The organism is Streptomyces sp. SID14515 (genome assembly GCF_010548505.1).
GTDB classification, from domain to species: Bacteria; Actinomycetota; Actinomycetes; order Streptomycetales; family Streptomycetaceae; genus Streptomyces; species Streptomyces caviscabies.
The window spans coordinates 14455-39153 of the sequence record NZ_JAAGMH010000083.1; the positions used below are offsets into that span (position 1 = coordinate 14455).

General features: G+C 72.3%; 20 protein-coding genes and 1 tRNA gene. 4 read left to right on the plus strand and 17 right to left on the minus strand.

What is annotated here, in order from left to right; all coding sequences use genetic code 11:
- Positions 1-33: 33 nt before the first annotated feature.
- The 7 genes from G3I54_RS18005 to G3I54_RS18035 form a co-directional block, all read right to left on the minus strand.
- Positions 34-735: a hypothetical protein gene (locus G3I54_RS18005; protein ID WP_164615881.1), complete on the minus strand. Its 702-nt coding sequence runs from the start codon at positions 733-735 to the stop codon at positions 34-36.
- A complete protein-coding gene (locus G3I54_RS18010) occupies positions 732-1154 on the minus strand; it encodes a thioesterase family protein (RefSeq protein ID WP_007448086.1) in 423 nt (140 codons plus the stop codon). The genes G3I54_RS18005 and G3I54_RS18010 overlap by 4 nt, the downstream gene beginning before the upstream one ends.
- Before the next feature lie 5 nt (positions 1155-1159).
- Positions 1160-2824 (minus strand): energy-dependent translational throttle protein EttA, encoded by a 1665-nt coding sequence (gene ettA / locus G3I54_RS18015; protein WP_164615882.1) that lies wholly within the window; start codon positions 2822-2824, stop codon positions 1160-1162.
- A 125-nt stretch (positions 2825-2949) separates the two neighbouring features.
- A complete protein-coding gene (locus G3I54_RS18020) occupies positions 2950-4437 on the minus strand; it encodes a Cys-Gln thioester bond-forming surface protein (RefSeq protein ID WP_164615883.1) in 1488 nt (495 codons plus the stop codon).
- 197 nt (positions 4438-4634) lie between these two features.
- Positions 4635-5096, minus strand: a complete 462-nt coding sequence (locus G3I54_RS18025) for a single-stranded DNA-binding protein (protein ID WP_164615884.1) — start codon at positions 5094-5096, stop codon at positions 4635-4637.
- A 111-nt stretch (positions 5097-5207) separates the two neighbouring features.
- A complete protein-coding gene (locus G3I54_RS18030; RefSeq protein WP_164615885.1) occupies positions 5208-7112 on the minus strand; it encodes a YfjP family GTPase in 1905 nt (634 codons plus the stop codon).
- Positions 7109-8752, minus strand: a complete 1644-nt coding sequence (locus G3I54_RS18035) for a dynamin family protein (protein WP_164615886.1) — start codon at positions 8750-8752, stop codon at positions 7109-7111. The genes G3I54_RS18030 and G3I54_RS18035 overlap by 4 nt, the downstream gene beginning before the upstream one ends.
- 306 nt (positions 8753-9058) lie before the next feature.
- Between G3I54_RS18035 and G3I54_RS18040 the strand changes: the two genes are divergently transcribed.
- A tRNA-Arg gene (locus tag G3I54_RS18040) sits at positions 9059-9131 on the plus strand.
- Positions 9132-9462: 331 nt separating this feature from the next.
- Here the strand turns inward: G3I54_RS18040 and G3I54_RS18045 are convergent.
- The 6 genes from G3I54_RS18045 to G3I54_RS39015 form a co-directional block, all read right to left on the minus strand.
- Positions 9463-10230, minus strand: coding sequence for a type I-E CRISPR-associated protein Cas6/Cse3/CasE (locus G3I54_RS18045; protein ID WP_343240356.1), 768 nt, complete (start codon positions 10228-10230; stop codon positions 9463-9465).
- Positions 10227-11102, minus strand: coding sequence for a type I-E CRISPR-associated protein Cas5/CasD (cas5e, locus tag G3I54_RS18050; RefSeq protein ID WP_164615887.1), 876 nt, complete (start codon positions 11100-11102; stop codon positions 10227-10229). The genes G3I54_RS18045 and cas5e overlap by 4 nt, the downstream gene beginning before the upstream one ends.
- Entirely contained in the window at positions 11099-12460 is a 1362-nt protein-coding gene (locus tag G3I54_RS18055; RefSeq protein WP_164615888.1) for a type I-E CRISPR-associated protein Cas7/Cse4/CasC, read from the minus strand. The genes cas5e and G3I54_RS18055 overlap by 4 nt, the downstream gene beginning before the upstream one ends.
- Positions 12457-13053 carry a type I-E CRISPR-associated protein Cse2/CasB gene (casB, locus tag G3I54_RS18060; RefSeq protein ID WP_164615889.1) on the minus strand — a complete coding sequence of 199 codons (597 nt, stop codon included), beginning with the start codon at positions 13051-13053 and terminating at the stop codon, positions 12457-12459. The genes G3I54_RS18055 and casB overlap by 4 nt, the downstream gene beginning before the upstream one ends.
- Positions 13050-14570 carry a type I-E CRISPR-associated protein Cse1/CasA gene (locus G3I54_RS18065; protein ID WP_343240357.1) on the minus strand — a complete coding sequence of 507 codons (1521 nt, stop codon included), beginning with the start codon at positions 14568-14570 and terminating at the stop codon, positions 13050-13052. The genes casB and G3I54_RS18065 overlap by 4 nt, the downstream gene beginning before the upstream one ends.
- A gap of 161 nt (positions 14571-14731) precedes the next feature.
- On the minus strand, positions 14732-14908 hold the full coding sequence (locus G3I54_RS39015; RefSeq protein WP_203686601.1) for a hypothetical protein: 177 nt from the start codon (positions 14906-14908) through the stop codon (positions 14732-14734).
- A gap of 213 nt (positions 14909-15121) precedes the next feature.
- Between G3I54_RS39015 and G3I54_RS18070 the strand changes: the two genes are divergently transcribed.
- Positions 15122-18757: an ATP-binding protein gene (locus G3I54_RS18070; protein ID WP_164615891.1), complete on the plus strand. Its 3636-nt coding sequence runs from the start codon at positions 15122-15124 to the stop codon at positions 18755-18757.
- 6 nt (positions 18758-18763) lie between these two features.
- On the opposite strand, the gene G3I54_RS18075 is transcribed toward G3I54_RS18070, so the two are convergent.
- The 4 genes from G3I54_RS18075 to G3I54_RS18090 form a co-directional block, all read right to left on the minus strand.
- Positions 18764-19546 (minus strand): ABC transporter permease subunit, encoded by a 783-nt coding sequence (locus G3I54_RS18075; RefSeq protein ID WP_164615892.1) that lies wholly within the window; start codon positions 19544-19546, stop codon positions 18764-18766.
- Complete coding sequence (locus tag G3I54_RS18080) at positions 19543-20487, minus strand: ABC transporter ATP-binding protein (protein WP_164615893.1); 945 nt, start codon at positions 20485-20487, stop codon at positions 19543-19545. The genes G3I54_RS18075 and G3I54_RS18080 overlap by 4 nt, the downstream gene beginning before the upstream one ends.
- 117 nt (positions 20488-20604) lie before the next feature.
- Positions 20605-21303, minus strand: coding sequence for a response regulator transcription factor (locus G3I54_RS18085; RefSeq protein ID WP_164615894.1), 699 nt, complete (start codon positions 21301-21303; stop codon positions 20605-20607).
- Positions 21300-22475, minus strand: coding sequence for a histidine kinase (locus G3I54_RS18090; protein WP_164615895.1), 1176 nt, complete (start codon positions 22473-22475; stop codon positions 21300-21302). The genes G3I54_RS18085 and G3I54_RS18090 overlap by 4 nt, the downstream gene beginning before the upstream one ends.
- A gap of 354 nt (positions 22476-22829) precedes the next feature.
- On the opposite strand from G3I54_RS18090, the gene G3I54_RS18095 reads away from it, so the two are divergent.
- Together G3I54_RS18095 and G3I54_RS18100 are read left to right on the plus strand one after the other, a co-directional pair.
- Entirely contained in the window at positions 22830-23705 is an 876-nt protein-coding gene (locus tag G3I54_RS18095) for a peptidoglycan-binding protein (RefSeq protein WP_164615896.1), read from the plus strand.
- Between the two features lie 402 nt (positions 23706-24107).
- A complete protein-coding gene (locus G3I54_RS18100) occupies positions 24108-24698 on the plus strand; it encodes a GNAT family N-acetyltransferase (protein ID WP_164615897.1) in 591 nt (196 codons plus the stop codon).
- The last annotated feature ends 1 nt before the right edge of the window (position 24699 follow it).

The window sequence follows — 24699 nt, forward strand, 5'->3', positions numbered from 1 at the left end:
TCGCCGGTCTCCCGCCTCCGGTGGTCCGGCGGTTCAGCCGGGCTCGACCGACAGTCCGAGCCCACCGAGCCCGCCGGCCGGGTCGCGGCGCAGCGCGATCGAGCCGAAGGGCGTCCGCAGCCGCAGCCAGCCGCCCGCGGAGAGCAGCGAGACGGGGAAGTCCGGGTCGGGGCGCAGGAAGCCGAGGGACTGGGCGGCGTGCACGGCGCGCAGGGGCAGGTCCGTGGCGCCGACCGGCCGGGACCAGATCTCGCGGCCGATCCGGTCGCGTTCGGCGCGGGTGCGCAGCTCGTCGGGCAGCGCCTCGTCCCGGGTACGGAACTCGGCGACGGCCGTGTCGAGGGCGGCGCGCAGAGCGTCGGGCCGGGGCAGCCCGGCCTGCTCCCGCCAGGGCCCGCGGGGCGGCAGGACACCGGTCCAGGGCGGCCCGGTGACCGGGGCGGGCAGCGCACCGCCCCGCTCTCCGGAGCCCTCCCCCGAGACGTCGAGGCTCTCCAGCAGCTCCCCGGCCGACACCGTGACGTCGAGCGTCTCGGGGCGGTCCAGGCGGGCGGTGCGGATGGCGAGGACCTCGAAGGAGGGCGGACGGCCGAACACGGCCAGTGCGTCGCCGCCGCCCGCCTGCAACCGGACCGCGGCGGCCCGGTCGTAGTGGAGCAGCCGACTGAGGAAGGCGGCGAGATCCGCCGCCTCCCTCGCGTCGGCGAACTGCAGCGACTGCACAGGCACGGTCATGCCGCGGCGGGCTCCTCTGCCAGGTACTGCTGGAGGAAGAGCTTCTCCTCGGCGGAGATCCGCCGGGGCCGCTCCGCCGCCAGGTCGTACGGCACGACGACGGTCGAGGCGCGTACGTAGACCTGGTCGGGGTCCTTGATCTCATAGGCGATCGTCAGGGACGCGGCGCCTATCTTCGTGACCCACGACTCGACGGTCACCGGCTCGTGCCGGTGGACCAACGGCCGTACGTAGTCGATCTCGTGCCGGGCCACGACGGACCCGCCCGAGAACGACGGCGAACCGTCCCCGGGCGCCAGCCGGAACATGAAGTCGATGCGCGCCTCCTCCAGGTAGCGGAGGAAGACCACGTTGTTGACGTGGCCGAAGGCATCCATGTCCGACCAGCGCAGGGGGCAGCTGTAGAGGTGACGAGCCAAGACGATCAGCCTCGCGTGAGCTTCTTGTACGTGGCACGGTGCGGGCGGGCCGCGTCCGCGCCGAGACGCTCGACCTTGTTCTTCTCGTACGACTCGAAGTTGCCCTCGAACCAGTACCACTTGGAGTCACCCTCGTAGGCGAGGATGTGCGTGGCGACGCGGTCCAGGAACCAGCGGTCGTGGGAGATGACCACGGCCGCACCGGGGAACTCCAGCAGCGCGTTCTCGAGCGAGGACAGGGTCTCCACGTCGAGGTCGTTGGTGGGCTCGTCGAGGAGCAGCAGGTTGCCGCCCTCCTTGAGCGTCAGCGCCAGGTTGAGGCGGTTGCGCTCACCACCGGACAGGACGCCGGCCGGCTTCTGCTGGTCCGGGCCCTTGAAGCCGAACGCGGAGACGTAGGCGCGCGAGGGCATCTCGACCTGGCCGACGTTGATGTAGTCCAGCTCGTCCGAGACGACGGCCCAGAGGGTCTTCTTCGGGTCGATGTTGGCGCGGGACTGGTCGACGTAGGAGATCTTGACCGTGTCGCCGATCTTGACGGAACCGCTGTCCGGCGTCTCCAGGCCCTGGATCATCTTGAACAGCGTGGTCTTGCCCGCGCCGTTCGGACCGATGACGCCGACGATGCCGTTACGGGGCAGCGTGAACGACAGGTCGTCGATGAGGACCTTGTCGCCGAAGGCCTTCGAGAGGTTCTCGACCTCGACGACGATGGAACCGAGCCGCGGGCCCGGCGGAATCTGGATCTCCTCGAAGTCCAGCTTCCGCATCTTGTCGGCCTCGGCCGCCATCTCCTCGTACCGGGCGAGACGGGCCTTGGACTTGGTCTGGCGCCCCTTGGCGTTCGACCGCACCCACTCCAGCTCTTCCTTGAGCCGCTTCTGGCGCTTCTCGTCCTTGCGCCCCTCGACCTTGAGGCGGGCGGCCTTCTTGTCGAGGTAGGTGGAGTAGTTGCCCTCGTAGGGGATCGCGCGGCCGCGGTCGAGCTCCAGGATCCACTCGGCGACGTTGTTCAGGAAGTACCGGTCGTGGGTGACGGCGACGACGGCACCCGAGTACTTCGAGAGGTGCTGCTCCAGCCAGTTCACCGACTCGGCGTCCAGGTGGTTGGTGGGCTCGTCGAGGAGGAGCAGGTCCGGGGCCTCGATGAGGAGCTTGCAGAGCGCCACGCGGCGCTTCTCGCCACCGGAGAGGTTGGTGACCGGCCAGTCGCCGGGCGGGCAGCCCAGGGCGTCCATGGCCTGCTCCAGCTGGGCGTCCAGGTCCCACGCGTTGGCGTGGTCCAGGTCCTCCTGGAGCTTGCCCATCTCCTCCATCAGCGCGTCGGAGTAGTCGGTCGCCATGAGCTCGGCGACCTCGTTGAAGCGCTTGAGCTTGCCCATGATCTCGGCGGCGCCGTCCTGGACGTTCTCCAGGACGGTCTTCTCCTCGTCCAGCTTCGGCTCCTGCATGAGGATGCCGACGCTGAACCCGGGCGAGATGAACGCGTCACCGTTGGACGGCTGCTCCAGGCCCGCCATGATCTTCAGCACCGTGGACTTACCGGCGCCGTTGGGCCCCACGACACCGATCTTCGCGCCGGGCAGGAAGTTCAGGTTGACGTCATCGAGAATCACCTTGTCGCCGTGCGCTTTGCGCGTCTTGCGCATGGTGTAGATGTACTCAGCCAAGAGAAACCGTCCGGCAGCAATAGAGGTGTGGGCAGATACATCCATCTTGCCTGACACCCGCCCCCGGACGGAAACCCGTCCACCCACCGGCACCGGAACACCGGTCACCTCATGCGCGTGGGCGCTCACTCACCGTCGGCGCCCGGCTGCTTCCGGCGGAGGAGGAAGACCGCGCCGCCGCCCACGACGAGCAGCCCGATGGCGACCGCGGCGAGCATCGGGGTGGCGCTGGAGCCGCCGGTCGCGGCGAGATCGCCCTCCAGCCCCGACGTGGTGGAGCCGGTGGTGGCCGGGACGGACCGCTGGGCGCTCTGCGTGCCGATGTCGTTGCCGTCGGCGCCCTCGCCCTCCCGGTCCAGGACACTGCCGCTGGTGGCGCAGTCCAGCACCCCGGTGAAGGTCCTGCCGAACCCGGCGGGCCCGGTGACGGTGAAGTCGTACGCCTGGTCCTCGGCGACGGGGACCGTCACCGTGCGGGTGGCCCCGGCGGCGACGGTGTGCTCGGCGCCGGCCAGCTCGAAGGTGAACGGCTGGTCGCCCCGGTTGGCGGCCGTGACGTCCACACCGCCCGCGGCGCAGTTCTTCCGGGCGGTCACCGCGGGGGCTGCGCCGGTCTCGGCCCAGGTGGCGCTCGCCCGGGCGGAGACGGTGGACTCGCTGGAGCCGGCCAGGATCTGGGTCTGGGTGCGGCCGGCCCCGGCGAAGGCCCGGCCGACCGGCACAGAGGTGGTGGCCTGGACGGTCAGCGAGGCGGTGCCGTCGGCGGTGTCCTTCGGTACGGCGAAGTAGAGCCGGTCCCCGTCCGCGGCGGCGGTGACGGGGGCGCCCTTCTCGTCCGTGACGGCGATGCCGCTGGCCGCCGCGTCCACCGGGGGCGACACCGAGACCTGGTCCGCGTCGGTGCGTACGGTCACAGGGCCGAGCCGCTCACCGGCCCGCCCGGCGACGGCGGCCGGTTCCAGGGTGAGCGAGGCCCGCGGCTCCTTCGTGTCGCGCGCGCTGCGCTGCAGCCAGTCGGCGAGCTTCTCCGCCTGCTTGTCCGACGCGGTGACATCGGCGTCGTCCGAGTAGCGCCAGATGGCGACCTGGGTGCCGGCGGCGGCGGTCCGCTCGGTCAGCGGGCCCGTACCGGCGGCGTCGGCGAGCGCGGCCAGGTCGTCGACCTGCGGGTAGGAGTGCTGGAGGATCCAGCGGATCTTCCCCGCGTTCCGGTTGCCGCCGAGCGAGGTCTCGGCCCAGGGGGTCTCCAGATACTTCGCCTGGTCCTGGGTGGGGTTGTGGAGGTCGATGCAGTAGGTCTTGAGCTTGCCGCCGCCGTCCACGGTCATCTCGAACAGTCCGGCGGGCAGTTCCTGGGTCCGGTCGGGCGCGCCGCCCTTCCCCGCGATGCGAAGCACGGCGCTGTCGAAGGTCTTCAGCCCGTCGAGCACCGCGGCCGCGCCGCCGTGATGCCGGCCCGGGTCGTCGGCCGCCGCGGGTCCGGCGCCGACGAGTGCGGCAGCCGCGACGAGACCGGAGAGCAGCAGCGCGGCGACCGGGCGGAGGATCCCGCGGCCGGGGGGCGCGCCTGTCATGCCGGACGACGCAGCGGACGCTGAAGACGCAGAAAACACAGAATTCCCCTCCGGGCGAGGCCCTCGCGCATGGTGCGCGTGTGGGGAATGCCTCGCCAGCAGACCCAAGTGACCCGTGAGCACTGGGAATCCTAAAGAACGGGCGAAGGGCAGTCCCCCGTACTGCCCTTGCACAACCATTCCGAATCGGAATCGTTATCGCGGGATGCTGTCGCCCATGGCGCCGATCAGCCTTTTCAGGACACTGCCGCCATTACGCCTGCGTGTTCCGGCTGTTTCGGCGCCTCCTCCGCGTCGCCGTCCGTGACCCGTCCCGGACGCTCCGTCAGAACGGGTTCCGCTCTGACCGCCCGGCGGAAGGCGGCCGTTCCCCGGCTCAGGTCGTGGCCGACCGCGACGGCCTCGACGTCGACGAACGTCCTTCGCTGACCGGCCTGTTCCTCCTCGCGGACCTTCAACCGACCGTGCACGACCAGTGGTTCCCCGACCGAAACGGAACCGGCCAGATTCGTGGCGAGTGTTCGCCAGGACCAGACGGTGTAGAAGCTGGTGCGGCCGTCGGCCCAGAGCTGTTTCTCACGGTCCCAGCGCCGCGGAGTGACGGCGAAACGGAATCGCGCCATTCCTCCGGTGGCCGTCTCCCGGAACTCCACCGCCGTGGCGGCGTTTCCCACCAGGGTCACCAAGGTCTCGTTCATTTTCCCGCCCCCGCTTTCCTTGTCGCACCGCTTCGTACGGCGTCGGGCGACTCCGTACCGCTGCGATCTCCATGGTGGACGCCGGGCGGGAAACGCGTCGGGGCCTGTGGACTACCGGCCGGTTGTGGAAAACTCCGTCACCGTCACATACCGCTCACGCACTTCCCGGTAGCGCACCAGCTCGGCCGCGACCGGATCCAGAACCCTGGCCCGGCCGCACCCGGCGGCCGCCTCGCGCAGCCGCCGCTCGGCGTCCTGCCCGTACCGTCTGGCCGGACCCCGGATGGCCGCGGCACAGGACCACTCCACCAGCGGGCCGCCGACGACTCCGGCCAGCATGATGAGCGCGGGCGTGACGAGCCCGGGCTCCAGAACGCCGATGATCTGGCCGACCAGCCACAGGCCGCCGAAGATCTGGAGGAGCGTCATCGACACCTGGGCCAGCACCGCGGCCGGCCACCACTTCGGCCTGGGCGGCTTGGCCGGGCGGCCGCCGAGCGGGGAGCCGAGCGGTGCGCCTGCGATGGCGGCCTGCCCCGCCTCCGGGTGGCCGCCCCGCTTGGACGGGGCGGGGGCTCCGGCCTTGACCGCCAGTTCGTCCAGCGCCTCGGGCAGCCCCTGCGCCCCGGTGAACGCGGCCTCGCGCACCGCCTGCGCCCAGGGCCCCGGCAGCCCGTCGGCGGCGTCGTCCGCGACGATCCGTACCGCCTGCTCGACGCGCTGACGGGCCGTCAGTTCCTCCTCGGGCGGGGTGAGCGCCTGGCCCATCCGGTCCAGGCTGCCGGGCAGGCCCCGGTTCTCGTACCAGCGCCAGAGCCGCAGCCACGGTGTCCCGCAGGCCCGCCCGGCGTTCCTGCGCCACTCCCGCTCGGCGGCCTGCCCGGCGGCGGCCGCGCCGACGGCCTCGGCCAGCCGGTCGGTGAACTCCTCGCGGGCCCGCTCGCCGAGGCCTGGCCGGCCCTCGGCCACGTACACCGGGCGCAGCCGCGCCGCCGCCGCGTCGATGTCGGCGGAGAGCCGGCGGGTGGCGGCCGTGCGGTCCTGGACGAAGCGGCCGACCATCTCGCGGAGTTCGGGCACGCCGTCGCCGGTGAGCGCGGACAGGGACATGACGGTGGCGCCGGGTTCGCCGTGCTCGCCGAGCGCGATGCCGTCCTCGTCGAGCAGGCGGCGCAGATCGTCGAGGACGAGGTCGGCCGCCTCGCCGGGCAGCCGGTCGGTCTGGTTGAGGACGACGAAGGTGACCTCCGCGTGTCCGGCGAGCGGGCGGAGATAGCGCTCGTGGAGGGCGGCGTCGGCGTACTTCTCCGGGTCGACGACCCAGATCACCGCGTCGACCAGGGCCAGCACCCGGTCCACCTGGTCGCGGTGTTCGGTGGCGGCCGAGTCGTGGTCGGGCAGATCGACCAGGACGAGCCCTTGGAGCGCCTCGTCGAAGGCGGCGGGCCCGGGGTGGGGCCTGCGCCGCAGCCGGCCGGGGACGGCGAGCCGGTCCAGCAGACCGGCGGCCCCGTCGGTCCAGCTGCACGCGATGGGCTGGGAGGTGGTGGGCCGGCGCAGTCCGGTGTCGGAGATCGGGGCCCCGGCGAGCGCGTTGAACAGGGTCGACTTCCCGCTGCCGGTGGCTCCCGCGATGGCGATGACCGTGTGCCGCGAGGAGAGCCGCTGCCGGGCTGCGGCCTCGTCCAGCACGCGGCCCGCCTCGGCGAGGGTGTCCCGGTCGAGCCGGGCGCGGGAGAGCCCGACCAGTTCGCGCAGGGCGTCCAGCCGGGGCGGCAGCGGCCCGCCGGAGGGGACGTACGCCTCGACCTGCGGCTCCGCCTCGTCCTGGTCGGGCGTACGCGGTACGGGTTCCCCGGCCTCGCGGGCCTCGGCCGCCGCGGCGCGCCGGGCGATGAGCCCGTCGTCCCAGCGCCCGTCCTCGCGCCCGGGTCCGCCTCCGTCCGCAGGAGCCGCCTCCTCGCCCTCCTTCTTCCCTCTCCCCTTGCCCTGGTCCTCGTCCGTGACGGCAGTCATCGCTGCCACCTCTCCTTCTGCAGTACGGAAAGCGCGGCGATCAGTTCGGCCTGGGGTTCGGGGGCGACGTCGAGGGCGTCGAGCGGGGCGAGGCGGCGGTCGCGTTCGCCGCCGAGGACCTGGTCGAGGTAGGTGGTCAGCAGCTCGCCGCCCTTGTCGCGGAGGCGCAGCGCGCCCTGGGCTCCGATGCGTTCGGCGAGCTGCTCCCCCGCCGCACGGGCGCGCCGTCCGCCGAGGAGGGCGGCGGCGAGCAGCGCGGCGACGCTCTCGGGGGCGGGTGCCACGCTGCGTTCGAGCTGGCGCACCTCCTCCTCGGCCAGCTCCTCCAGGACCCGCCGCCACCGGCGTACGGCGACGGCGATCCGTCCTTCGACGTCCTCGGCGGGCCCCCAGCCCCCGGCCCCCCGCCCGGCCTCCTCGAAGCGGAACAGGCTTCCGGCGGGCTCGCGGCGCCACTGGGTGCGGATCTGTTCGTCGGCGGCGGAGACCGAGCACTGGAGCAGGGCCACCAGGCTGTCGACGAGGGCTTCGAGGAGTTCCTCGGGCGAGCTGTAGAGCGGGTAGCCGCGCCACCGGGTCCGCGCGTCCCCGGAGAGCACCGCCCCGCTCTTGAGGCGACGCCGGATCCGGGCGGCCTCCTTGCCGTACGCGTCCTCGACCACTCCGGTCAGCCGTACGGAGGCGGCGTACTGGGCGGCGACGGCGGAGGCCAGTCCGGGCATCCGTACGTTGAGCGACTCGATGACGCCGGAGGCGGTGCGCCCCACCGCCTGCTGCCGGGCGGCGGGGTCCTGGGCCCGGTGGGCGAGCCAGGCGCGCAGCGGGGCGACGGCGGTGGTGGGGAGCAGTCCGCTGCCGCCGCCCGCGGATTCGGGGAGTTCGGGGATGGTGAACCGGGGTACGTCCCCGAGTCCGGCCCGGGTGAGCAGCGCCGCGTACTGCCGGGACACCTCGGCGATCACCTGGTGGGGCACCCGGTCGAGGACGGTGACGAGGGCCGCGTCGTACTCCTTCGCGGTACGCAGCAGATGCCAGGGCACCGCGTCGGCGTAGCGCGAGGCGGTGGTGACCATCACCCAGACGTCGGCGGCGCAGATGAGTTCGGCGGCGAGGACGCGGTTGCGGACGACGAGCGAGTCGATGTCGGGGGCGTCCAGCAGCGCGAGCCCGCGGGGCAGGCTCACCGCGGTCTCCACCCGCAGCGCGGTCTCCTCGTCCGCTCCCCGCGCGGCGAGGTCGTCGAGCCCGTCCGGGTCGGGCGCCTGCCCCGGCGGCAGCCAGATCCGGGTCAGCTGCGGCAGCACCCGCACCCCGGCGAACCAGTGGTGATCGTCCGGGTGGCAGACCAGCACCGGGGTCCGGGTGGTGGGCCGCAGCACCCCGGCCTGACTGACCCGGCACCCCACCAGCGAGTTGACCAGGGTGGACTTCCCGGCCCCGGTGGATCCGCCGATCACGGCGAGCAGCGGGGCCTCGGGGTCCTTGAGGCGTGGCAGGAGGTAGTCGTCGAGCTGGGCGAGGAGTTCGACCCTGGTCTGCCGGGCGCGTTCGGCCCCCGGCAGGGGCAGTGGAAGACGCACGGCGGCGACACGGTCGCGCAGGGCGGAAAGTGCGTCGATGAGCTGAGGCCGTACGTCCATGGTCACCACATGCGAAGAATGCCCAATTTTGAAGCCTTTTTGAAGCGTATAGCCCCCTCTGCGCGGCGGTTCCACCCTCTGGACAGAGTCAGGACAGAGGGGACGAGTGGGGCAGGGGCATAACGAGTGCACAACACCCGGCGCGTGGAAAGCGAAAACCGATGCAGGAATCGCACCTACCTGCGATTATCGGTTCGCTTCACCGAACCTCCACATCGTGCCACGCAGGTGAAGCAACCGGGTCCAGGGGATCGGAGCCCTATCCTTGTCCCGGCACGGCCACGGAACCACCGATCAGGACTCCCGGCCCCCGTAGCTCAGTGGATAGAGCAGGCGCCTTCTAAGCGCTTGGCCGCAGGTTCGAGTCCTGCCGGGGGCGCACCGACCGCACGACCGTGAGGCCCTCCGCACAGGAGGGCCTTTTCGTCGCCCAGGGGGACGTTAGCGAGCACGGCGTCATGGCGACGTAAGCGATGGGCGGCGGCGACCGGACCCGCCGAGACCGACCCCGTCGAGGGCGGCACCACCCACCGGTCGGCCCCGCCCTCGTCACCACGGCCGATGGCGGAGCGTCCTCGGGCACCTCTCGTCCTACCGCAGGCTCGCCGACCTGGCCCACGGCTACGGCGTCGGCTGAGCGGGCGAGCGGGGCGGAGGCCGACGCGGCAGGCAAGCTCCCCGTACGGCCTCGCCCTCATTCCGCTGCACGCTCATCGAACCAACAGCAGCCCGCAGCTGTAGGCCCGCCCGTGCCCCAGCCCCGTCGTCAAGGCCCCCACGAACGTCTTCGGATCCGTCACCGTCAGCTTGCCCCTGATCTCCGCACGAACCAGGCGGAGGCCCTTGTGCGGGGCAGGGCTGGAGATGCGAGGGAGCATACGGACGGCCAGCTGGTCAGCCGGGGCGTCCGCCCCCAGACGGGTCAGGCCGTCCGAAGCGACGGAAGGTTCACCGGGCGGCTGGAGACGCCGGACGAACCAGGCCTTCACATGGTCGGGGCGCGTGTGGGCGACCCGTTGGCCGCGGGTCTTCTCCGGGGAGCCCGGTGCGGGTGGGCGGCTGTACACGGGGTTGACGACCGTACGGAAGTCGACCGTGTCGCCCACGGAGTAGGTCCGGTCGAGGGTCAGCGTCTCCGGTTCCTCGGCGAGGGCCGCTTTCGGGACGCGTCCCCAGTCTCCGGGCACCTGGGACTGCACGACGAGCGAGAGCTGGGCCTCGCGTAGGTTCAGCGTCCAGGTCGACAGAACACCCATCTGCGCACGGGCGTCACGGCTGCCGTCGTCGACCCAGCCCTGGAAGCCGCTCATCACCGTCCGGTGCATGTCCTGGGCGTCGATCAGCGACTTGGCGGCGTAGGGGTGCCGGGCGTCCAGAGTGAGGAGAGTCTGCGTGGCGACAAACCGTGCGGCCGTGGCACGGGGCTGCCGCACGGAGTGCTGGTTCGCGGGCTGCCGGTTCGCGGGTTGCTGCTTCACAGAATGATGTCCCAGTCCCTGGCGTGCGGATCGATGGTGACGCGGGCCTCTGTCTCCCAGCGGGCGGCGTGCTTCGGGCCCATGGCGTGGAAGCTCACCGGCTGGTCCATGACCGGGCCGACGCCGGGCACCGGGCGCTCGCTCTCGATCCAGGCCCACGGCCTGCCGTCCCGGATGCGCGCGGAGCCGTCGGAGGGCGAGGGCAGCAGCGCCACGGAAGCGAAGGCCTCGGCGAGCGTGCAGGACATGACGCCCAGGGCCAACTGCCCCGACGGCGGACAGGACTTGCGCCCGAGCCAGAGCAGCCGCTTCGGGTGCTCCAGAGCGTGGGCGATCCGTTCCAGGACCTCTCTCTCGGTGTGCTGAAGGCCCACGAGGAAGGCGGCGTCGGCGAGATACCAACGTTCGGTGACCATCGCGGTCCTGCGTACTTCGGCGGAGACGAGCGCGCCGGAGAGCGGATCGGCGGAGATCCTCTTCGGGGCTCCGTACCAGTTCTCGACCTCGTGATGACCGAAGGTGTCCCCGGTCTCCGCCTCCACCGACGCGGCGGCCGCGGCAGCGCGCCGGTGGTCGGTGACCAGGTCACGGGGACGCAGCGGATAGCGGCCGGCGCCGACGGTGTGGAAGTCCCGCACCGGTTTGCCGGGGTGGTCGGCCCGTACGCCGAAGAGCAGAGGAGTCAGTTCGGCGAGCGGATCCTGCTCGGGTGCGTCCGGTGGAGGCTCGCGCGGCAGGCCGAGCGCGGCGGCGCACATCCCGATCACCCCCGATTTGGTGGGCCTGCTGTGGGTGTCGCGCTGCCAGAAGCGGCCGGCGACGCCCCAGGACTGCAGCGGGGCGGCGAGCCGGATGAGCAGCACGTGGTTCACGGTGCGAGCTCCCCGATCTCCGTCACCGACGCCACATCGCTCCTGCCCGCCGTCTCGAACTCCTTGACCACGGCGTCGATCTGCGGGTCGTAGGTCAGGACGCGCGCGCTCGTCAGGTCGGGGCGGCGCTCGCTGACGAAGGCGTGGTGGGCGAGCAGTCTGCGCACCGCCGCAGGCCCAGCCGGCCCTTCGCCGCCCGCGCTCGTCGGGCTCTCGTCGACGGGGCTCTGAAAGGCGGCGGCGTAGTTGTAGGGGCGTGCGCCCTCGAAGGCGAGGACCAGGGCGGGCAGCGAGCCGGTGGAGGCCGTGGAGTTCTTCTTCGCCTCGGGGAAGGCTTCCACGAAGGCGTTGACGAACTCCTTCTCGGCCTCGACCGCCGTCTCCGCCGCCTCGGCCTCGGCCATTCCGGCCGCCCGGAGGTTGGTGGTCAGCTGGGCACGGTCGAGGACGGCGTGGCGGTAGAAGGTGCCGGAGATGAGCGACTGGTAGCCGGTCATCCCGGCTCCGGAGTCGTCCGCCGAGTCGAGGAAGTCCAGGGCGTTGCGCTTGCGGTGCAGCTTGGCGTCGTCCGCGGCCGCGTAGAAGTCGTCGACCTGCTCGGCCTCCTGGACGGTGAAGGCATGGCTGCTCTGCACGGCGCCGTCCACGTTCGGCGAGTCCGCGATCTCGGCCAGGAAGCGCCCGTAGAGCGCGATGTCGATGGCGTCGCGCGGGGCGATGGCGAACAGCACGGCGTCACGGTGCGGCTTGGGGAGGGGCGGCAACGTGGCCTCGGCGGCAGCTGCCGCACCCTCCTCCGTACCCGCTTCGGAACCCTGAGGCGCCGTCGTCGTCCGGCCGCCCCTGCGGGTGGACTTCTTCCTGATCTCCTCCTGTGCGAGGAGATACGCGTCGCGCCAGTCGCCCAGCTCGTCCGCGTGCTCCTGGATGTGGGCGGCGATCCGGGTCCCGGTGTCCGCCGGGGCGAAGAGCAGCACCTTGGTCAGGTTGGCCACGGTCTTCTTGGCGGGGTCGCCGAACTTCAGGCCGACGGCCTCGATGACCGCGCGAGCCGTGGCGACGGCGGCGTCGCCGTCCCACCCGTGGTCCTTCTCCAGGGACCGTGCGGTGATGAGCGCCCACTCACGGGTACGAAGCCCCGTGCTGCGGCCCGCCAGGGCACCGATACCGGCGTTGGCCCGGTCCCGGGTGTGGACGCGTTCGGCCCTGCGGCGCGCCTGGCTGGTGATCATGTGACGTTCCACGCCGCCGTAGACCAGGCTCTTGGGTGATCCGTTCTCGTCCCGAACGGGGAGCACGGCGACCAGTGTCTCCAGGACGTGCAAGGAGAGGAACTGGCTTCGGGGGGCCTTGGTCACGTACTCGTGTCCTTCCGCGTCGACTGATCGTTCGTTCCGCCGCCTGCCGTGGTCGCGCTTCGGTCGGCCTTGGCGCTGCGACTTCGCGTGGGCGGCTCGTGGAAGTCCACGGTCCACAGGTAGGGAATCCGCGCCTTGCGGTCGTGCCACCGGGTCAGATCGACGGTGAGCCGGCTCCAGGAGGGCGGCGGCTGTTCACAGGCGCGCAGGCGGGTGATCGTGTGCTGGAGATGGCGCCACGGGAGGCGACGGCTCGCGACGACGCGTGACAGCAGCCGCTGCGCTCCGGGGTTGTCGGGTCCACGACCGGACCCGTCACCGATCCTTCGGGCGGCGGCGCCAAGGCTGCCCCTTCCGCGCTGGGGGACTGCCGCGCCCTGGTGGTAGACGCCGAAGAGGAACGCGACCTTCTCGTAGACCTCTCGGTGTTCTTCCGGGGCGTACCACCCGGCACGGATGTGAGAGTCGGTCGGCTTGGTGCGGCGCAACTCGGCGAGCTTCCCGTACTCACGGTTGCGTACGAGGCTCATGAGCCAGGCGGTGAGCTGATCACCACCGTGTCCCTCCACGGCGGACGGGGGACGTTCCGTCATCTCGGCCTCTCCTCCCTGAGTTCGGCGGGAGCCTTCGCATCGGCCATGTCCGCTTGGAAGCATCGCTCGGCACGGGCGCGGGCGAGCATGCCCTTCCGGTCCTGTTGCTGCGCGTCGAGCCGGTTCCTGAGGAACTCCTCCGCGTTGGTGCGGAGCTCCCCGGCGTAGTCACGCAGGGCGAGGGGAACGTCCCCGCCCCGGGCCGTCTGATCGAGCAGACGCATGAACGGCTCCTTAGCCGCGGGCCAGAACTCCCGCCGGGCGTCGAAGCGGGCCATCTGAGCCTTGCGGTCGGTGGGTTTCGGATTCGGGTAGGCCACCTTCCAGGCGGCGTAAGCGGCCCGCTCCAGGGCCCGGGCCACGTACTCGGCGATCTCCGAGCCGTGCCGGGACGCCTCGCACAGGGCCTCCCCCTGACTCGGGGCGTACGGAAAGTGCCCCTCCGTCCAGGCGGCGGCCACGGTCTTGTCGGCGATGAGCCCGACGGCCCAGAGCACGCACGGCGATCCGCCGCCTTCGTATGGAAACGTGATCCGCCTCAGCCGTCCGAACAGGCCCGTCGTCTCTCTGGTCGCGGCGGTGTAGAGCGCGTGGGCCTCACGCCACAGAGCGCGGGTGGGGGACGGCCAGAGCGGCTTGCGGTGGCCGTTCGACATCGTGCCGAGGACGGCGTCGTCCAGGTCGCGCTCGGGATCGAGAGCGAGGAGTTCACCGGCCCCGATCAACACCCGGTCCACGAACACGGGCCGGCCCTTCGCCGCCGGGACCGGCTCCAGGAGCACGGAGCGGCCGAGGTAGCTGTGCAGGTCGGCGGGCCCGGATGTGGGGCGGGGCGGCGGCTTGGTGTCGAACTTCCGGCGCGATAACGGCCCCGTGGTCCACGACCGGTTGAAGAACCCCGCTTCTCCGCCCGGTGCGGGGTAGAGGTTCAGGCGCAGCGTGTCCGCGAGGGTGCGGCCCTGCACCACGACCCGGATCCTGCCCTGGAGCCGGCCCGCGGCGAGGTTGGTCAGCTTCGGGCCCAGCGCCCTGCCCGAGATCCGGGCTCGGCCGGACAGCCCGTAGTGGTGCTGGGTCAGCAGGGCTCTGAACGCGGCGGCGGCCGGAAGCGGCTCGGGGTGTTCGAGGTGATGGTGATCGAAGAACTGAACGTAATCCCCCACGCGCTCGATGACGAGCTGAGCGGGTCCGGTCGCGTCTTCATCGAACTGTTGACGCAATTGACTGTTCTGTCCCAGGGGCCGTTCCGGATGGAACAGGTCCCACTCGTCGGCGGGTTCGCGGACGAGCCACTTCTCCACCGTGTCGAGGCTGTGCTCCTGGGCCACCCAGGAGGACCACTCCTCATCGGAGGACGGAAAGGTCCCGGAGGCGAAGCACAACGCGAGCAGATGTTCGAGGAGGGCGACCCCTTCACCCGGGGTGGGGCAGAAGAGTCCGCTCAAGTCCTGTGCTCGCTGGAGCACTTCGGCCAACGACAGGTCGGCGACTTCACCTTCCAGGGAGACCACCGGCACACAGGGCCGATACCGGGGATCCCAGGTAGGGCGTTGCTCGACCGGAGGGAGGACTAAGGACAAGGTGCGGCTACCACTCTCACGTACGATCACCTACAGCTACCCATCAGACGCTAACAGTAGGCGAGTTGAGGTGCGGGTGATTCATGGAACCGCCACCCTCACCTCGGCGGCCGTCGCTTCAGCAGAATCGTCAGGGTGGCCCGCGCATCACGGCGGCGGTCGGAGGTAGGAGCCAGGACCGAGGTGAGGGCGACCACCGCGAGCACCGCCGTGTAGGTCATGGCGCCGGCTGCCGCCAACGTCGCCGCGTCGAAGAGGGCAGGGAGTACAGACAACGGGATTCCTTCCGGTTCGCGCCCGGTCGTCCGCCTGCCGGGCCGATGCCACCTTGACCGGCCGACCTTCCCTCCAGAAACCCGGTACACGGCCTCGAACCCCCTTTTTTCGCAGGTCAGAAGCTTGAGGAGAATCTTTCGACCCACGTTTGGGAGGCACGGGTGGAAGGCGGGACGGAAGCCGTCCAGGATGCGCGAAAGCGGTTCGGCGGCATGCTGGACCGCTTGCGGCGCAGGGCCGAGGAGTCGGGTATCGGCAGCATCTCGGCGTGTGCCCGTGCCGCGGGCGTGCATGAGAACTCCGTTCGGCTGTGGTGCGGCGGCGGGGCGGCCCCTCGTCGGGTCAACACCGAAGCCGTGGAACGGCTGGTGGTCTTCCTCCGGCGGGAGGCCGGGGAACCTGCCGAGTTCGACGATCACTGGCGCCGGGCCCTCGAAGCCGCACAGCAGGAGGCCGACGACGCTCGTGGCGCTTCCCGGGAGCGCCACGAGCGAGGGCTCTTCATGGAGACCATCGGCGCCCGCCGGTTTCTGGAGAGACCCCTCGACGGCCGCACGGCCGAGCTGCGGCTCATGGACGGCTTCCTCAGGACGAAGGACGACGCGCCGTCCTGTCTCTGGCTGCAAGGGGATCCCCTCGCGGGGAAGTCGGCGCTGCTGGGCCGGGAAGCGCAACACCTGTGGTCGTCACCGAAGTTCGATGTCGTGGGCTATTTCGTCTCCGCGACCGACGGCTGGGACCGGGCCGGTCACTTCACGGGGGTGATGGTCCGGCAGCTGACCGGCCTCCTGGGAAGGAAGAGGCCTCCTGTCCGCCCCGAGGAAACCCCGCTCACGAAACTCCGGGCGTTGTTCCATGCCGCTGCTGTCCGCTCGGCCGGGAACGGCCGGCGGCTGGTGGTCGTGGTCGACGGGCTGGACCAGGACGCCGCATGGCGAGGCGGAGTGCCGGACAGCGAGCGGCCCGCCACCAGCATCGCGTCCCTGCTCCCCTGGCCGGCCGCGCGTACGGACGAGGGATCCGGGCGGAAGCGGCACGGCGGGCGCTCGATCCGCGTCATCGTGTCGAGCCGGCCCGCCGCGGTACCACCTGCCGACGTGCCGGCCGAGCACCCCTTGCGACGCGCCGAATCCGTACGCCTGCTCCGTCCTTCACCTCATGCGAAGGATGACGGGGACAGCCTGCGGGACGGGCTGGACCGCCTTCGTGGTTCCGCCTTGGGCCGCGCCCTCGTCGGGTTCCTCGCCACGGCCGGGGCAGGTCTGTGCGCCGACGACCTCGCCGAGCTGACGGGGAGCGGACGGGCCGGGATCGCGCGGATGCTGGAGGCCTTCTGGGGCCGGTGTCTCGTACCGGACGATCTCGGCGCCGGCAGCTATGTCTTCGCCGATGAGGAACTCCTGCGCGCCGCCCGGGAGAGGAGCGGGCCGGATCTTCGCACGGAGTGCGTCCGCCGACTGCACGCCTGGGCCGACTCCTGGCACACGGGGGAACGGTCCGGGCCCATGCCTCGCTACCTGCTCTCGCACTACCCCGCCCTGCTCTGTGAAGGGCCACGGCTTGAGCGGTACGTGCTCGACCCGCGTCGCCAGCGGCGGCTCGTGGAGGCGGGCCGGCTCGACGAAGCGCTGGCGCAGCTCGGCCTCCTTCCTGACGGGGCGGACCGCACGCCGGAAGTGGCCGCGCGCGTGGCCCTCTCCCGGGCTGTGCTGTCCGGCCGTACCCGGCCGCCCGTACCGCGGGAGCTTCCGCGTCTGTTCGCGCTCGCCGGAGACGGGACGCGGGCCCGACAGCTCGCTCTCTCGGCGGCCGAGGACGCGGTCAAAGCAGCGCGCCTGGCCGAGGTCGTGTCCGTGCTGTCCGGGACGGATCCTCCGAAGGCCGCGGAACTCGCGAGCGAAGCGGTCGGGTGGGCGGAGCGTGCCGCCGAAGCCACACCGCGGATCGCCGAGCGGAACGACGGCATGGAGGAGCTGGCCGAGGCGGGCCGCTCACTCGTCGAGTGCGGTGCGGAAGAGGCGGGGCGCGCTGTGCTGCGCGCTGTCATCCGCTGTGAGGCCGTGGGCTGGGCTTCCCGGATCAAGGCCGCGCGGGCTCTCGGCCCGGAGCGGGAGGACTGGCTCACCGAGGTCGCCCGGTACGCGTCGGTGCTCGCCGAGGGAGGGTTCGACGAGCAGGCCGAGGCCTTGGAGATCTGGGGGCGGATGATCGCGCAGCATGCTCCGGGCACTGTCGCGCTGCGGGACACCGTGGAGGATCTCTGTGCCGAGCTGGATCCCGCGTCGGACCTGACCCACGCCGATCTGCTCGCCCTCGGAGCGAGTGCGCTCGCGAGGGACCGGCGGAACCAGGCACGCGAGATGGCCGGCAGAGCCGTGGCGGCGCTGACCGCGGCTTTCACCGTCCCCGAGGCGCTGTCTCCGGCCGACCGCGCCCATCTGGATCTCGAACTGTCCACCACGTTGGTACGCGTCGTACAGGCGCTGCACGACGTGGACTACAGCGCGAAGAAGCTCCTGGACGCGGTTCCTGCCGAACTGTGCAAGGACACGCTCGACGAGGACGTCCAGGAACAGGCCCGCTCGGTGAAAGGACGGAGCACGGACTCCTCGCCGAAGGGCCCGGCGAGGGCGGCGGACAGCGCGGAACTCCTGGGCATCGCGGAACTCCTGGGCATCAGGGAGGAACTGACCAGCAACCCCGTCCGTGGACGCCATCTCCTCGCGGAGGCCTTCACCCGCTGGGAGCGCTCATCAGCCGCCACGGCCGACGGCTGGCGGCTCCCCCTGGCCCAGGCGCTCGCCGCCGCCGGGCACGCCCAGGAGGCGGTGCGGCTCGCGGGCCGGTCGCCGGACCCGGCCGGGCGGGCAGGGGCTCTGGCCGTCGTGGCGTCGGGGTGCGCGGCGGGTGGGCGTGGTGCCGAAGCGTTGCGGTACGCGGAGGAGGCCGCGCGGGCTGCCGTGGACCTGGCCGACCCGGCCGTGCGTGGTCTCGTCGCCCAGGCCTTCGCTCATGCCGGTGCGTCCGAGTCCGCGTCGAGCTGGGCCGCTGGTGGCGGGCCTTCGGGGAAGGAGCGTGAGCAGGTCGAGCGGTCGCAGGCCGCCGTGGCCGTGGGGCTCGCCCCGTACGACCCCGAAACCGCCGCGCGGATCGTCGGGCGGCAGCTCCTGGAGGTGAAGCGGGCGGCCCTCGTGCCGGGCGGGGAAAGGCGTCTTCCCCGGATCATGGGGCTTCTCCTCGCCCTCCCCGATCCCCGGCGGCCCGGCAGCGCCTTGTGCGCGGCGCTCCAGGGGCTGTGCGCCGGGCCGGCCGAGAACATCCAGGGCCGGGACATGCACGCGGTCCTGTTCCATGCGCTGCTCGATGTGAGCGGGTGCCGTTCCGGGGTGGTGCCGCTCGGGGGCAGGTTCGGCCGCTGGGAGCAGTACGTGGGCTCCACGCCGTTGCCCGAGGGCGTGCTTCCCGTTGCCGAGTGGGCCGTCCTGCATGCCGTCCGGGGCGATGTGCCGGCCGCGCGGGACACGGCCGGGCGGGCCGGGACACCGGAGAGGCGGGCGGCGGCTCTGGCCGCTGTGGCGACCTACCTGGCGGGCGCTCCGGTGATCGTCCCGGCCGCGGACGGCTGGGCGCCGCAGGACACTTCCGTACTGCGATTCCTCGCACTCGCCGACGCCCTCGGCACCGAGGCCGCCCGCGACGAGCACGAGGCCCGCCGCCTCGTACGCGAGGTGCTGGCGGGCGAGCACTGGCGGTACGCCGTGCCGCTCCTGCCCCGGTTGGCGCCGGAGGCCCTTCCCCGGCTGGCGGAGGCCGCTTTCGTGCATGGAGTGGCCGCTGCCGGAGGGTGAGGCCCCTCACGCGTCCCGCCGCCGCAGCAGCACCAGCGCGCCCAGTGTGAGCGCCGTCGTGCAGGCGGCGACCAGGAGCAGGGAGGGCCAGGGGCCCAGGCTGCCCACCGTGTCGGCGGCGGCGTCCGAGGTCTGGGTGAGCTTTTCCAGGGCGGCCGTCGGGGAGAGGCCGGCGATCCAGCGTTCGGCGTCGCCGAAGAGCGGGCCGAACAGGGACGGCAGGAGCAGCAGGCCGATCACCGTGGTGACCGCGCCCGCGGAGTGGCGTACGAGGGTGCCGACGGCGAGGCCCAGCACGGCGGCCACCGCGAAGGACGCGGCGATCCCGAACAGGGCGGGCAGCGGCTCGCCCTGGGCGTACCGGCCGTCGGGCAGCATGGCGTCGCCGGCCAGGTAGGCGGCCGTGCAGGAGGCCAGGGCGAGGACGTACGTCACGCCCGCCACCAGGGTGGCCTTGGCGGCGAGGACCGTGGGGCGGCGGGGGACGGCGGCGAACGTCGTGCGGATGGTGCCGCTGCTGTACTCCCCCGTCACCACCAGCGCACCCACCACCGCCGCGAGCATCTGGGCGACGACGGAGAGCGTGAGGCTGCCGCCCAGGACCGTGTCGTCGGACTGGAGGCTTCCGGTCGTGGCGACGAACACCGCGCCCAGAACCGGCAGTACGGCGGTCGCCACCGTCGTCCACACCGTGGAGCGCACGCTGCGGAACTTGATCCACTCGTAGGCCAGGGCCTCCCGGAAGCCGGTTCCGCCCCGGTGCTCGGCGGGGAGCGTCGACGTGGTCATCGGGCTGTCTCCTTCTGGCTGGGCGCTGTGGGCCGGTCCTCGGTCCGGTACTCCACCGAGGACTGCGAGAGCGCCGTGTAGACCTCCTCCAAGGAGGAGTGGGCCGGGGTGAGTTCATGGACGGCGATGCCGTGGGCGCGGGCCAGGTCGCCGATGGTGGCCGCGTCCGGTCCTTCGACCCGCCAGCCGCCCGCGGCGTCCAGGCGGACCCGCGCCCCGGCCGTTTCCAGCAGGGCCCGGAGCTTCTCCGGTTCGGGGGACCGTACGAGGGTGTGCGCGCGGGAGTTGGTCTCGATGAAGTCGCGCATCGTCGTGTCCGCGATGAGCCGGCCCTGTCCGATCACGACGATGTGGTCGGCCGTCAGTTCCATCTCGCTCATGAGGTGGCTGGAGAGGAAGACCGTGCGGCCCTCCGCCGCCAGGGACCGCATCAGTCCGCGGATCCAGCGGATGCCTTCGGTGTCGAGGCCGTTGACCGGTTCGTCGAGGATCAGCACTTCCGGGTCGCCGATCAGCGCCGCCGCGATGCCGAGCCGCTGGCCCATGCCGAGCGAGAAGCCCTTGGTGCGCCTGCGGGCCGTCGCCGCGGGCAGGCCCACCAGGTCCAGCACCTCATCGACGCGGCGGCGCGGGATGCCGTTGCTCGCGGCGAGTCCGGCCAGGTGGTGGTAGGCGGAGCGGCCGCCGTGGACGCCCTTGGCGTCGAGCAGCGAGCCGACCGACCGCAGCGGTACGGGCAGGTCCGCGTAGGCCTTTCCGCCCACGGTGACGCGCCCCGCGCTCGCGGAGTCCAGGCCGAGGATCAGGCGCATGGTGGTCGATTTCCCGGCGCCGTTCGGGCCGAGGAAGCCGGTCACCCGGCCGGGCCGGACGGTGAACGACAGCCGGTCGACGGCGGTGCGCCCGCCGTAGCGTTTGGTGAGTTCCGTTGCTTCGATCATGCGGCCGACGCTACGAGCGGGCCCCCGATCGCGAATCCTCCGGCGGGAGCCGGGGCCTACTCCCGCCGGAGTAGGCCCCGGAGTATGGCCTGCTTCAGCGCCGGAGTAGGGCCTGCTTCAGCGTTCGCCTGCTCTGACCAGGCCCGTTTCGTAGGCGATGACCACCAGCTGGGCCCGGTCGCGGGCGCCCAGCTTCGTCATGGTCCGGCTCACATGGGTCTTCGCGGTCAGCGGGCTCATGATCAGCTCCTTGCCGATCTCCTCGTTGGACAGTCCGGCGGCGACGAGCGCCATCACCTCACGTTCCCGGCCGGTGAGGACGGCGAGCCGTTCGGCGCCCGCCGCCTCGGGGGCCTTCAGCCGGGCGAACTCCTCGATCACCTGGCGGGTGACGGCGGGGGCGAGCAGGCTCCGGCCCGCCGCGACGTCACGGATAGCGGTGCGCAGGTCGTCCGGCTCGATGTCCTTGAGGAGGAAGCCCGCCGCGCCGTGGCGGAGGGCCTCGAAGACGTACGCGTCCACCTGGTACGTGGTGAGCATGACCACGCGGACCCGGTCGAGGGTGTTGTCGGCGGCGATCAGGCGGGTGGCCTCCAGGCCGTCGACGCCGGGCATCCGGATGTCCATCAGCACGACGTCCGGGCGGGTCGTCCGGACCTCCTCGACGGCGCGGGCCCCGTCAGCGGCCTCCGCGACGACGACCAGGTCGTCGGTGAGGTCGAGCAGGGCGCGGAATCCGGCCCGTACGACGGTCTGGTCGTCGGCGAGGACCACGCGGATCGGCCTGCCGTCGCGCCCTGCCGCGGGTCGTGTCATGACGTCGCTCCCTCGGTCGGCAGCACGGCGTGGACGCGGAATCCGCCGCCCGGCACCGGACCGTACGTGACGCCGCCGCCCACCGCGACCGCCCGCTCCCGCATGCCGATCAGGCCGAAGCCCCGGTCGACGGGCGTGGCCGCGGGCGGCGGTACCGGCGGGCCCTCGTCCACCACCTCGACGGTCAGCCGACCGGCGGAGCGGGTCACCGACACCGCGGCGTGCCGTGCCGCGGAGTGCTTCACCACGTTGGTCAGCGCCTCCTGCACGATCCGGTACGCCGTGGCCTCGACGACCGCGGGAAGGCCGGCGTCCCCCGTGTCCCGCCGCAGGCTGACCCGCACGCCGCCCGCCTCGACCCCCGCCACCAGCTCGTCCAGCTGGTCGAGGCGGGGCGCCGGAGCCGTGGACTCCGCCTCGCGCAGGACGGACAGCGTGGCGCGCAGTTCCCGTACGGCTTCCTTGCCGGAGGCGCGCACCTGTGTCATCGCCTGCCGTGACACCTCCGGCGCGGCGTCCAGCGCGTCGAGGGCCACCCCGGCCTGCACGGTCATCGCGCTCACCGTGTGCGCGAGGATGTCGTGGATCTCCCGGGCGACCCGCACCCGCTCCTGGCGGACCCGGCGGGCGGCCTCGCGTTCGCGGTCCTCCTCGGCCCGGGCGGCGCGCGCCGCGTACTCCGCCAGCAGCTCCCGGCGGGTCCGCACCACCTCGCCCAGGAGCAGCGGAACGAGCGGCCAGACCATCTCCAGGACCGGCAGCCCCTGCGGGTTGACCACGTCCCGGCCGACCTTCAGCGCCACCGCGCCCGAGACCGTCGCGGCGATCACCCCGGTCCACAGCGTGCGCCGGCGGTCGCCCAGCACCGCGACCGTGTACAGCGCCACGATCACCGGGAGGTTCAGCAGTTCGCCGATGTGCCCGTGCAGCGCCCACCCGGCACACGCCGCCCCGGTCACGCAGACCACCGGAACGGGCCAACGGCGGCGGAAGACGAGCGCTGCCAACGAGACCACGAGGAGGGTCCAGGTCAGCGCGTCCGCCTGGCGGTAGCCGGGTTCGTTGACGGCCGCGTCGGCGGTGGTGAACGCCCCCACCACCGCCACCACCACCAGATCCGCGACGATCGGCGGCAGAGCGCGCGCACGGGCGGCCAGGCGGTCGAAGGTCATCACCCCCTCACGGTAGGAGGCGGGGCGTCCGGCCGCATACGACAGCGGGAGTAGCCACGGGAGTGGCGGCGGGCGGCTTCGGCGGCCGTGCGCGTCGGGCAGGAGTTCGGACATACCCGGACGGGAGTTCGGATCCGGCGAAACCTTCCGTCCGACGGGACGTTCGGCGGGGCCCGGGAGCGGGCAAATCGATCAGGTGGGCCCGAAGGCGGAACCCCTCCGCAGGGCGCTCCCGACCGCCCCGGCATCCGGCGGGTGTACGCGGCTCCGCGCCGCCGTCCGTCCGCCGGTCCCGCCGCCCGCACACCGAAGCGCCCGCGTGACCTACGCACCATCAGGGAAAGGAGCGCCGCGATGGCGACGCCGCTGTCAGCCGACAAGCTGCTCAAAGCCCTCCGCGACGAAGGCCTCCAGGTCGTCGAACACCGGAGCTGGCGTACCAACAACCGGAACCACAAGGGTCCCTGGGGTCCGACGCACGGAGTGATGATCCATCACACCGTCACCTCGGGCACCGCGTCCTCCGTCGAGCTCTGCTACAACGGCCACTCCGCCCTGCCCGGTCCGCTCTGCCACGGGGTGATCGCCAAGGACGGGACCGTCCACCTCGTGGGGAACGGGCGGGCCAACCACGCCGGGCTCGGCGACGACGACGTGCTGCGCGCCGTCATCGCGGAGAAGGCGCTGCCCCCGGACAACGAGGCCAACACCGACGGCAACCGGCACTTCTACGGCTTCGAGTGCGTCAACCTCGGCGACGGCAAGGATCCCTGGCCTGCGGCCCAACTGCTGGCGATCGAGCGGGCCGCCGCGGCCGTCTGCCGGGCGCACGGCTGGTCGCAGCGGTCGGTGATCGGGCACCTGGAGTGGCAGCCGGGCAAGGTCGATCCGCGCGGGTTCACCATGAACTCGATGCGCACCCGGATCGGCAAGCGGCTCGGCGGCGCCCCGGACGGGCCCTCCAAGCCGCCGCCGAAGCCGACCTACGAGCCGTTCCCCGGGGCCGCGTTCTTCAAGGTCGGCCGCAACAGCGCGATCGTCACGGCGATGGGCAAGCGGCTGGTGGCCGAGGGCTGCGGGCGGTACACGGTGGGTCCGGGCCCGGCCTGGTCCGAGGCCGACCGGAAGTCGTACGCCGCATGGCAGCGCAAGCTGGGTTACACGGGCGCCGACGCCGACGGCATTCCCGGAAAGAGCAGTTGGGACCGGCTCAAGGTGCCCAACGTGTGACGGATGCGGCCGGTGGGCCCGGTGGGCCTGGTGGGCCTGGTGGGCCTGGTGGGCCTGGTGGGCTGATGCGTACGGCTCTCCTTCCCCCGTGGAGGAGAGCCGTACGCGGGTCAGCGGTTGAAGCCGCTGCCCAGTTGCGCCTTCGTGGCGACCGTGCCGAGCGTCCCGTGGCCGAAGCTGGACGAGCCCTTGGCCACGAGGCCCGAGGCGGTGGCCGGGGCGAGGGCCACGTGGGCGGTGGCGGGCAGGGCGACGACCCGTACTGCTTGAGACCGGCGTACCGGGCGAAGGGTTGTGCGTCGTACGGCAGTTCACGCTCTAGGGTTTCCTCGCTGAAGCGGCGGCGGCCCGGTGGACCGGTGACCTGTCGATGGTCCGCCCATGGCGTGGAAGGACGGTGCGATGACGACCGAGGTGCGAACGGTGCGGGCCGGGGAGCTGGACCGGTACGCCGATGGGATCCGTGAGGTGTACGCGCGGGCGTTCGCCGCCCCGCCCTGGAACGAGGATCCGGCGACGGCCGACGCCTATGCGGAGCGGCTCGCACAGGACGCGCTGCGGCCCGGGTTCACCGCGGCGGTGGCGACGGCCGGAGGTGCAGTGACCGGTTTCGCCACGGCCTGGATCACCCCGGAGGTCTTTCCGGCCGACCGCAGCTACGGGCAGGTCGCCGAGGCCCTCGGGCCCGGGCGCACGCAGGCGTGGCTGTGCGGCGCGCTGGAGGTGAACGAACTGGCGGTCGCGCCGGAGGCGCACGGTGCGGGGCTCGGCGCGGCGCTGCTGCACACGGTCACCGAGCCCGCCCCGGACGGCCGTTGCTGGCTGCTGACCTCCGTACGGGCCGAGGCGGCGCTGCGCCTGTACGAGCGGACCGGCTGGCGGCGGATCAGCACACCCGTGCCGGGCCCGGCCGCCCTCGTGGTGCTGCTCGGCCCCCGCCATCCGCAACGGGCCGAGGCGGGCCGGCGAGCGAGCGGGACCGCGGCCGGGTGAC